Origin of the sequence: Paenibacillus sp. UNC217MF (genome assembly GCF_000686865.1) — a bacterium.
Lineage (GTDB): Bacteria > Bacillota > Bacilli > Paenibacillales > Paenibacillaceae > Paenibacillus_B > Paenibacillus_B suaedae.
Map to the genome: position 1 here is coordinate 66,254 of NZ_JMLT01000013.1, position 10,734 is coordinate 76,987.

At 42.4% G+C, this 10,734-nt stretch carries 10 protein-coding genes; all 10 read left to right on the plus strand.

The window, feature by feature from the left end; all coding sequences use genetic code 11:
- The first annotated feature begins 16 nt into the window (after window positions 1-16).
- On the plus strand, window positions 17-655 hold the full coding sequence (locus tag BP95_RS0108880) for a hypothetical protein (protein ID WP_028531942.1): 639 nt from the start codon (window positions 17-19) through the stop codon (window positions 653-655).
- Window positions 652-2,076 (plus strand): contractile injection system protein, VgrG/Pvc8 family, encoded by a 1,425-nt coding sequence (locus tag BP95_RS0108885; RefSeq protein ID WP_028531943.1) that lies wholly within the window; start codon window positions 652-654, stop codon window positions 2,074-2,076. The genes BP95_RS0108880 and BP95_RS0108885 overlap by 4 nt, the downstream gene beginning before the upstream one ends.
- Window positions 2,077-2,104: 28 nt before the next feature.
- Complete coding sequence (locus tag BP95_RS0108890; protein ID WP_028531944.1) at window positions 2,105-3,235, plus strand: pentapeptide repeat-containing protein; 1,131 nt, start codon at window positions 2,105-2,107, stop codon at window positions 3,233-3,235.
- Between the two features lie 21 nt (window positions 3,236-3,256).
- Window positions 3,257-3,790 (plus strand): hypothetical protein, encoded by a 534-nt coding sequence (locus BP95_RS0108895; RefSeq protein ID WP_028531945.1) that lies wholly within the window; start codon window positions 3,257-3,259, stop codon window positions 3,788-3,790.
- A gap of 2 nt (window positions 3,791-3,792) precedes the next feature.
- Entirely contained in the window at window positions 3,793-4,215 is a 423-nt protein-coding gene (locus tag BP95_RS0108900; protein WP_028531946.1) for a DUF4280 domain-containing protein, read from the plus strand.
- 29 nt (window positions 4,216-4,244) lie between these two features.
- Window positions 4,245-7,469, plus strand: a complete 3,225-nt coding sequence (locus tag BP95_RS31830) for a deaminase domain-containing protein (protein ID WP_051614030.1) — start codon at window positions 4,245-4,247, stop codon at window positions 7,467-7,469.
- Window positions 7,470-7,495: 26 nt separating this feature from the next.
- Window positions 7,496-7,912: a hypothetical protein gene (locus tag BP95_RS0108910; RefSeq protein ID WP_021255417.1), complete on the plus strand. Its 417-nt coding sequence runs from the start codon at window positions 7,496-7,498 to the stop codon at window positions 7,910-7,912.
- Window positions 7,913-8,617: 705 nt separating this feature from the next.
- Window positions 8,618-9,031, plus strand: coding sequence for an SUKH-3 domain-containing protein (locus BP95_RS0108915; RefSeq protein WP_021255416.1), 414 nt, complete (start codon window positions 8,618-8,620; stop codon window positions 9,029-9,031).
- Between the two features lie 200 nt (window positions 9,032-9,231).
- Window positions 9,232-10,365 carry a nucleic acid/nucleotide deaminase domain-containing protein gene (locus BP95_RS0108920; protein WP_155987217.1) on the plus strand — a complete coding sequence of 378 codons (1,134 nt, stop codon included), beginning with the start codon at window positions 9,232-9,234 and terminating at the stop codon, window positions 10,363-10,365.
- Between the two features lie 150 nt (window positions 10,366-10,515).
- On the plus strand, window positions 10,516-10,734 hold a 219-nt coding region (locus BP95_RS33510; protein ID WP_028531791.1), incomplete at its 3' end, for a transposase.

Below are 10,734 nucleotides of genomic sequence, written 5' to 3' on the forward strand. Positions count from 1 at the left end.
TGAAGAGGTGAGGACAATGAGTGAAAACAAGCATCTGGATGAGCAAATCCTGCCGTTGCTGTATGGAGCGCAAGCTGAGACGGAGAAGCCTATACAGGACATAGAGCCTGACCCTCTCCTTTTCCATCAAGCTGTATTGAACATAAACGGGGAGATGGTGCCGTTTACGGAAGAAGGATTAATGGATGGAAAAATTCGTATCCCATTGCCGAAGACTTTTCATCTCATGTCTCCTCAAAACGCTGCTATGAAGTATCCATCGGAACGACGGCCAAGCATCATTTATACCAATTCTAGCGCATCCATAAATATCACTTTCAATGAAACGGATTATATCGTTACAGAAGAGGGACTTGAGCCATTTACGATTGAAATGATTCAAATATTACGCCGAACGCAGCCTATTCTGCAGTGGTTCGACCACGGCATTTCTGAAACTCGTGGGAAGCAGCAAATCGGATACTGCGAGTTTTTAGTTCGTGCTTTGAATGTAAATTTATATAATTTGATGTTTTTCACGGAAATGGAAGATAAAGCTCTTCTTTGTTCGTTCAATTGTACAGAAGAAGAAATGAAACATTGGCAGCCGATTGCCCGAGAATTAATGAATGCCCTAGTTATCGGCGAAGCGGAGGAAGTGAGGGAAGGACAATGAGCTCATCCACTTTGACTTATCAGAACTTGAAATTATCTCCATACCGGCTTGTCAATCTCCAGGAACTGAAGCTGACCAAGAAAATTAATGACCATACTCGTCTCTCGTTTACGGGCATTGTTCCTGAGGGTCTAAAGGATAGCTATGTGGAAATGACGGATGCCGACACCATTATCGAGATTAGTCAAATCGATGAGGATGGAGAGAGTAAACCGTTATTTAGCGGCATGGTGCTCCACATTGAGATCAAGGCTGTTCGGGATATCTATTATCTCCAGATAGAGGCTGTATCTCATACCTATAAATTAGATATGAAGCCCAAGAGCCGTTCTTTCCAGAACAAATCTATGACGATTCCCATGTTGTTGGAGAAGGTTGCGTCAGAATATCCGGGCATGGATGTAGTAGATGAAGCGACGGACAATGCTAAACTTGGCCGATTTACTCTGCAGTATAAAGAAACGGACTGGCAGTTTCTAAAAAGAATGGCATCTCGATTCCATACGAGCTTAATGCCTGCAGCTGTGTTCGATCAACCAAAATTTTATTTTGGAATATTTGAAAGCAGTACCCAAACTCGTCTCGAAGACTATCATTATACCGTTCGGAAACATATGGGGACTTATCGTTATTTCGTCGAAAACGATTCCCCTCATGTAGATGAGAACGACTTTATTTACTATGAGGTGGAGACGGACAAGGTTCTTGAACTCGGTAACTGGGTGAGCTTCAAAGGTAAGAGCTTGTATGTATGTGAGGCGTTAACCGAAGTGAAAAACGGCTTGCTTACCCACTTATACATACTATGCTTGCACAAGGGTCTGCGGCAAAAGGTACTTCATAATGAACAAATTGTGGGTGCTTCGCTGAATGGAAAAGTCATTGAAGTCGCCGGTGATAAGGTGAAGGTACACTTGGACATCGATGGCAAGCAAAATAAAGATGAAGCACACTGGTTTCCTTATTCTTCAGTCTTTACAGCTGAGGGGCATAGCGGTTGGTATGTAATGCCAGAGCTTGGCGATACGGTGCGCATTTACTTTCCTAGCAACAAAGAGGAGGAAGGCATTGCGAGCAGTTCTGTCCGTCAAAATGCAAAAGCAGGAGAAACGAATAAACTTGGTGACCCGAACATTAAATATTTCCGAACCGCCTCCGGGAAAGAGCTAATGATGAGTCCCGATGAGATTGTAATCACCGGCAAAGACGGTGCGATATATATCAAGTTAAATGAACAAGACGGCATTCACATTGTTAGCAATAAAAAAATCATGTTAAGTGCCCAAGAAGATATTACAATGGATTCCCAGAAAAAGGTCGTTATTTCCGCAGGACAAGAGATTAACCTGAGTTGTAAAAGCAGCAATATACATTTGGGAGGAAATACGAACATCGTAGGCAGTGAGCTGAAAACGAACTAACCTATCGAACAAAGGAAAGGAAGACGAAATGGGAAAAGAAGAATCGTTGCGACTTTTTGTGCAGCAAGTTGTTGAACCGAATCGTCAGTCAGCATTGTCGGCATTCGATCCGTATTTCCATGCAAATAAAGAGAAATGGTCTAGCGATTTTATCCTATCCTTTCAGCAGTATTGCCGTACCATCAGAGAAAGACAAATCCGAGGCGAGAAGGGACGGATAGGCCATATTACATTTTCCATGCTGCGTACAGAAATAGCAGATGGCCGATTTGCCTATCTTGTAGAAGCTACTGATGCTTCATGGATACTTGATCAGAACCCATGCCGAACCCGTTATGATGCGGATTGGGCTTTGTACGACCTGGACAAGTTGGAGCTTCAGCTCGTACAGGAAAGTCGGCAGTACATGGGCAACGTTACCGTTGTCGATCTGGAGAGGCAGAGATTGCTTGACTCAATATACTTTCATCATTACGTCATCGAACTCATACGATACGCAATGCCGCGAGCTGTACAACTTCATGAATTCATCGAACTAGAGAAAGAAGAACAGTTGGAGGTAAGAGTGGGGGAGTATATGGATACTAGTGAAGTGGTGTACCAAGAAGCATCGCCGAATTATCATTCCGAAGACGTGAAGGAATGGCTGCAGGAGAAAAATGATTACGAATATGCGTACTCTGCATTTGCGGAGCTCGATTTATCCAACGGGGAATATTCCAAGCTTGATCTGCGCTTCTCAACATTCCGTGATTGCACTCTATCATCCAGCAATTTTGAGGAGGCCGTATTGGTGGGTACAAGGTGGAAGGAATGCCAATTGGCAGGTGCAAATTTTTCTTATGCGCTCCTTCATGGTGCCGATCTTAGTGGGTGTGATCTAAGTGACGCGACGTTCCGTAATTCGGAAGGTTGCAGCGGCTTCCTACATGCAAAAAAGGATAGGCCGAGTTTTTCCGGAGTGAATTTTTCTCGTGCCAATTTGACTGGTGCCAATTTTGCAGGAGCTTCGTTGAGGGGGGCTCAGTTTATAGATGCCCAGTTGGAGCGTACGCGATTTGTCGGAGCGGACTTGACCGGCGCCATATTTTCCGAACATCAGGCGGGTGATGTGCTTCTGGACGAGAGCCAGCGAAAAGGGGTCATATGGAGAACGTGATCAACGGTAAGGAGGCAGGAAATGCGCTATTTTATCGTGGCTGAAGATGATCGAATTCAGGGACGGGTAGAGCCTGTTGGTATTTCCGAAGCAATTCGTAAAGTTATGTTTAGTGAAAAATCTGCCCAAGAACAGGACAACCGAACGTTCCAATTTTCTATTAGAGATCAGAGTGCGGTTGAATATGTAGATTGGTTGGAAAGGCCGCTGCCGCTAATATCCGATAGATTAAAGCAATTATTCATCCAAATTGACCCGGACATAGAGGCAGTTCCTCTCGTTTTGACAGATATGAAAAGGGTGCGCCAAGAGTTGTATTGGGCGATAAAGCCGCCGCTTATCGAATGCCTTTCAGAGCAAAGTGAATTTCGTAAAGATGGAACCTTAAAGCGCCTCGTTATTTGTAACCATCAAGTGAACCGTCCCATTTTTCAAATGAAAGGGATTGTAGAAAAGCATATTTTTATACATTTAGCCGTTGCGGAAAGCATGCTTCGAAGGGACTATAGGGGAATTCGGCTTCGTAGAGTGGAGACCGAAGTTGAGGAGTGGTAACAATGCAGGGAAATGAAGGGCAACTCCAAAATGGTTCTGGGGATAAAAAAAGCTATGTTGTTGCGGGAGCCATATTGAAGTGCAGTTATGGAACCCAACCGACAAGGTTGAAGACGCCGCTAAGCCATGGTGTCTATGTAAAAAACAAGGCACAAATGAATGTGAAAGATTACATACCCGGTGTTAACATTATCAATTTCGGCAATTGCTCCAGTCTAATGAACCCTGCCGTCCAAAATAGCACGATGGTGGATATATACGGGGTTAAGAAAGCGCCTTGCATGCCGGTTATCGGCTTGCCGTGGATTAACGGCAAGAGTGACGTCCTTATCGAGGACGAACCAGCTCTATTGAATACTTGTACTCTTCGATGTGTTTATTGCGGATTGATTGAAGTTGAAGACGACGGACAGAACCTAGATTAGAGCCATTACGTATGGCAAGGGGGAATCGTGTGCGCGCGTTACATGGAATCGCTGAGAAGCTTCAAATTGTATTTCCATATGACATACAGAGCATTCAGGAGCTGCGTGTCGAGAAGAGAGTGAATGATCATGCCAGGCTGTTCTTGACGGGGCTCGTATCCGATGAAATGAAAGACCGCTATATTGATATGGTAAACAGCACAGATCCGATTACCGTACACGAAATCGATGATAGCGGCGAGGTCAGTGGAATCCTGTTCGACGGTGTCGTGTCCGAAATATCATTCTGTATGGCAAGAGGCGTCTACTATATAGAAATAGAAGCTATTTCACACTCAATTCGAATGGATTTGAAGATCAGGAGCCGTTCATTTCAACATAAAGACATGACCTACGACTCGTTGTTCAACCAGGTTTTATCTGAATATGCGGGCGGAGATCACATTGATAACGCGACAGGCACTGCCCGACTGGAACAATTCACTGTGCAATATCAAGAAACGGACTGGATGTTTCTTAAAAGGTTGGCCTCGCGTTTTGGAGCGGTTATTGTACCAGAAGCGAGAGCGAACGCGCCTAAAGTGTGGATCGGACTGCCGGAAGGAAAACGGTGGGAGCTAGCGAATACTTCTTATAGTATTCGAAAGTCAATGGTTGAAGGAAATATAGGAAATGATTATTCGGATATCTGCTATTCTGTTGTCACGAACCGCCGATTTGCGATAGGAGATACGGTGCAATTCCGAGAGAGAGAACTAGCCGTTACAGAATCGATTACAGAACTGAAGAACGGCGATGTCATGACGACATATCTCCTGAGTCCAAGGTTATCCGTATTTCAAAAGGAGTTATATAACGAGTGTTTAAGCGGTTCTGCATTAGAAGGCCGAGTAATCGATGTACAGCAAGATGCGATCCGTGTCCATCTGGACATTGATCGTGTTCAGGAGAAACAGGAAGCATGCTGGATTCAATATGCATCTCCCTATGCGGCTGAAGGGAACAGCGGTTTTTACTGTATGCCGGAATTGGGGGATACCGTTCAGATTTACTTCCCCAGCAACCAAGAAGATGAAGTGATCGCCATTCAATCGCTTCAACGAGGACAAGGGTCGCCGAAGAAGCAGACGCCGGGTGTGAAACAGTGGGGAACGAAATATGGTAAAGAGCTGAGGCTGGGCGCAGCGGATGCAACTCTTACGGCCAAAGACAATAGTATCTTTATCAAGCTTGATGAGGAAGATGGAGTTCGCATCCAAAGCGAGCATGGAATTTCGTTATCTTCGGGCACCTTGGAACTGCAGGCGGAACAAAAGCTGCACATTAACGCGCAGCAGGGTATTTATTTGCAATGCAAACAAAGCAGCATGGTTCTGGATGGAGAAACGGATTTATCTGCTTCTGCCTTGCATTTGGTAGGGTTGGTAAAGTCCCCGGTGTTCGTAGCAGATCTGCCGCCTGTGCCGGAGCCGCCATTACTGTCGATTGAAGAATATTCAGCAGGTTCGGCAGGTGCCAATACCCCATCGGGGAAAGGCGAGCTCAATTCATTGCTGGATGGGGTGCAATTGGCGCTAAGTGTCGCTGGGATGATACCGGTAGTTGGTCCGCTTGCCAATGCTGCGAATAACGGCATATCGGCGCTGCGTGGAGATACTCAGAGTGCAGCATTGTCACTGACCGGCAGCATTCCCTTTTTAGGGAAAGGAGGATTCAATCCGTACGAATCGGGCGTGAATCAGATTACATCTGATATGTTAAGTAAAACCAATCTTTACAATATCATGTCCGAATCCTTATTAATGCGCGGTGTCAACGGGGACGCCGCGGCTATGAATGAATGGAAGCAGCGAATCGCTGCTCTTCCGGCTATTGAAGAGGAACTGACTCCTTTTGAAAAGAGTAAACGAGCGCGTGCCGAGATAAAACCGACGAATGAATTCGTGAAGTTCCTGAAAGAAAATATCGCAGATCCATTTGCAGACAATATCGACTATGTGCGGTATGAAACATGGGGAGGCCGTCTAGTCGACCGGTTTGGATATTCTGCGGCTTCGATGATAGGTCCCCCTGTCGTGGATCAGCCCACAACCGGAAATGAAATTGTAGATAAAATCGCGGATTTTACTGGCGGCGCAGCAGGATTGGTCGTGAATCCGGGAGGAGTGGGCACGAGTACACAGAACTTGTTCACAACAACGAATAAGATGGCGACTTCTTTGGCTGCCACCAAAGGTGGACAAATTGTACAAAATACGATGTCCAAGTCATTGGAAAAAGTTATGAATCCCAATGCCGCCCAGCGAATCACACAATACACATTCAATGGCGCGGTAACAGGCTCGCTGCATGGAACCTCGATATCTTTGATTCAAAATAAGTCGAGTGGAAAAGAACTGCTAGAAGCCGCCTTGTGGGGAGGGGCATTTGGAGGGGCGTTCGGTGCTATAGGCGGAATGCTGAGTCCAGTGCTTGGAAAAGTATTCACGGCAGCGCGCCAATATACGAGCAAACTGAAGCCTAACCAGATCATAGCTAATCTGAAGCAATCCATGAAGCAAAAAGTAGTAACAGGGAACCCGTTGGCCGCAAACCCTATACGTAAAGGATTGGAGACCAGAGGCTACAAACCGAAGCCGGGTGAGCGAACAACCACGAAAGAGCAGTATAAAGCTCAGGAGCAAAAGAAACGAGAGGCACTAAGGGATAAGGAGGCTATAAATAACTATCAACGGTTGAAGGAAAAAGTAGACGTAGCTAGAGGGTCATTGCCAAGTAAATATCAAAAAGAGGATTTGACCGGATTTAAACTAGGTAACACTGGTTATGCAGAAGTAAATATTTATAAATATTATAAAGGGGAATTAAAAGCTTTTAGTAAATATGGTAACCTTAATAAAACTGGAGAAGTAACATCAGTGCCTGGCTGGGTATCTCTGAAGAAGTTAAAGGACAGAAGGTATTATAAAGATGTACTTAAGGTTGATTCAGACAATCGAATTGATTTGGTAAAAGGGTATTTAAGAGATAAAGACACTGAATATAAAATAGTAGAGGAAATTAGCGGATATTTAAAGGACGATTATAATGCCAAGGGAGTCATACATCTATATACGGAAAGAAATGTGTGTTTAAGCTGCGACAATGTTATGAAATCTTTTAGTAAGGACTATAAGAATATTACTTTATTCATTTATGATTCTTTGGGGAAAATATACAAACTGAGAAATGGTGTTGTCACCATCATAGACTAATTTCGACTAAGAAGAGAGGGATATACATGGAACAGATCGCTTTAGTGCAGTATGAATATGAGTTTCCAAATGAATTTACAGATGAACTAGTTGAGCAGATCGGTGGAATAATGAATATTCCCGTTGACTTAACAAAAGATAATAAAATGCGTCATATACAAGATTATGAATCTGAAACAGAGATCATTCGCTTAATAAAGGATCCTATTGAACCCAAAACCTTTATTTTAATAAAATATAATAAGACTGATTGGTATTATGCAATTGTGATCCGATGCCGGGAGGAAATACATCAAAAAATCAAGCAAGTTCTGATTGGAATCAATGAACAGATCGAGGAAGAATATGGTGACACGCCTTTTGAAACAATAGAAAATGTTATAAATAATAAAGATACTTTGTTAGATAAATTTTTGGAAAGACACAATTTTTCTATTGATTAAAAAATGTCAGTAGGATGTAGTTTTATAGGGAGCTTTGGATAAATTAAAAACTATAAAGCATATCTTACTAAGATTCTTCAAGTGATATGAAATAACAACTAGAGTATACCAATGCCAATACAAACATTTGATTAAACTTATGAAAGGCTTATTCACTTTCAATTAATGAGGAGGAGTAGGCCTTTTATGTACTCAAGCAAAGAGAAACCAGTAAAAATAGAAAGTACAACAATAATTTTATGACTCAAATAATTTCCAGAAATATTAAAGCACTCTTGAAAATTTGAATGGTGGCCATTCAATAATTGCCCAGTATCGAGTAAGTCATCCACTCATTCGTCAATAGTACAAATGTAGAACATATTCTGATAGCTGGATCATACGAGACAATCAACAAAACAAACACTAAAAACTCAATAAATAAACCAAAGGCTTATTCCAACTTGAACGATAAGGAGGATGGGTCTTTTTAATATGTAAATAATGGATAATGTTAGTTCGACCTTGTTATGGATCAACCGAAAACCGGAATCTTTTGCAAGATGAAATTTAGGCAGTAAGAGAAGCTATATTACAAGGTGCAAAAATTGATAATCTTGTATTGAGGTCATTAAAAGTTCGGAGTGGATTGGTCAAACCTTTTTGTGAAAATTGCAAAGTAACGTTTGCTGATTTTATGACTTCGATGAAGTAGGGGGAGAACAAATGAATTTGAGTAATGAAACCGTAAAAATTTTAAGAGATGCTGGATGGTATGAGGGAAGAAGGATTGATATTAAAGAAATTGAAGATAGTTTGGAAAAAATAGGGTATACTGTTTTTCCAGAAGTCAAGAGTTTTTTGAGGGAGTTTGGAAACTTAGTAATCGAAGACACAATTAATGATGAAACTCATAACACAAGTATACGATTCGCTAATTACTATGGTAATGGAACTTTCAAATCACTAGAAAAATACGCTGGAGAAAAATTAGTTCCTGTAGGGATGATTGACAGTGGTAACTTACAACTTTTTGTTTCAGAAAGTGGAAGAGTGTACATTAGTACTGGTAAATTAGGTGAAAATGCAAAGGAAGCATGGGAAAATTTAATCAATAAAGGGAAGGTTACTCTTTGGTGATGTTGCATGGGGACGGTCAATAATTTTGTGTAAACTTATACACCCCCAACAACAAGAACGTACAATATAGCCAACAAACCAAAACATTAAAAACTTGACTAACACGTTTGATAAACTTTCAAAGGCTTATTCCAACTTTAACGATAGGGAGGATGAGCCTTTTTTAATTGCAATAAAGAAAAATGATAGGCCCCCCTGTCGTGGATCAGCCTACAACCGGAAATGAAATTGTAGATAAAATCGCGGATTTTACTGGCGGCGCAGCAGGATTGGTCGTGAATCCGGGAGGAGTGGGCACGAGTACACAGAACTTGTTCACAACAACGAATAAGATGGCGACTTCTTTGGCTGCCGCCAAAGGTGGACAAATTGTACAAAATACAATGTCCAAGTCATTGGAAAAGGTCCTAAATCCCAAATATGCTGGCGCTGCCCAGAGAGTCACACAATACACATTAAATGGCGCAGTAGCGGGTTCGCTGCATAGCACCTCGCTATCCTTGATTCAAAATAAGTCGAGTGGAAAAGAACTGTTAGAAGCCGCCTTGTGGGGAGGGGCATTTGGAGGGGCGTTCGGCGCTTTAGGCGGAATGCTGAGTCCAGTGCTTGGAAAAGTCTTCACGGCAGCGCGCCAATATACGAGCAAACTGAAGCCTAACCAGATCATAGCTAACCTGAAGCAATCCATGAAGCAAAAAGTAGTAACAGGGAACCCGTTGGCCGCAAACCCTATACGTAAAGGATTGGAGACCAGAGGCTACAAACCGAAACCGGGCGAGCGAACAACTACGAAAGAGCAGTATAAAGCTCAGGAGCAGAAGACCCGGGAGGCATTGCGTGCGGAGAAGGCTGATGGGACAGGTGAAGCTGGCTCGAGTGGAAGTAAAGGTGTACTTAATGTTAAACAAGTTGAATATGGAAGTGATAATTTAAGTAAGGCTGCTCAGCAATTTCGTATTGACAATAATATTACAGGTGGACAGAATGTATTAATAGCTGAAGTTGAAGTGAACGGAGTAGTCAAGAGATATCAAATCGTTAGTACTCGAGAAGAAATTGTTGTAGGAGAAGAGACAATTGAAAAGATCACACATTCAGAGAAAATATTTGATGACATAATGAAGAAAGAGGGGATAAGCCCTGACAAAGTTAAACGGATGTATTCGGAAAGGGAGCCGTGTATCTTGGATGGACATAACTGTAAGCAATTGTTATCTAAAGAGTACCCGAATGCAGAAGTGACATATAGTTTTGAATATGGAGATCAAAAATCACGGAATCGAGGAAATAAAAAACTTAAGCAGGCACTAAAACAACTATTTGGGATTAATTAGTGAGGGAGCGACTATGGAATATAATATAGAAAATGTTAAGAAATATTACGATGATTTCCGGTTATACAACTATAGATCGGCTACACTTAGTTGGACAGAAAAATTAAGGGCTAGTAGAATTAACACATCATAACAAGGAGCGGATCTACTATGCCAAGAATAAGACGCACATTTACAGATGAATTCAAGAAACAGATGGTTCAGCTATACGAAAATGGGAAATCAAGAGCAGACATTGTAAGTGAGTATGAGTTGAGTGCATCTGCATTGGATCGCTGGATTAAACAAGCCCACCAAACAGGTTCCTTCTCAGAGAAGGACAACCGCTCTCCAGAAGAAAATGAACTTATTGCATTACGGAAAGAAAAC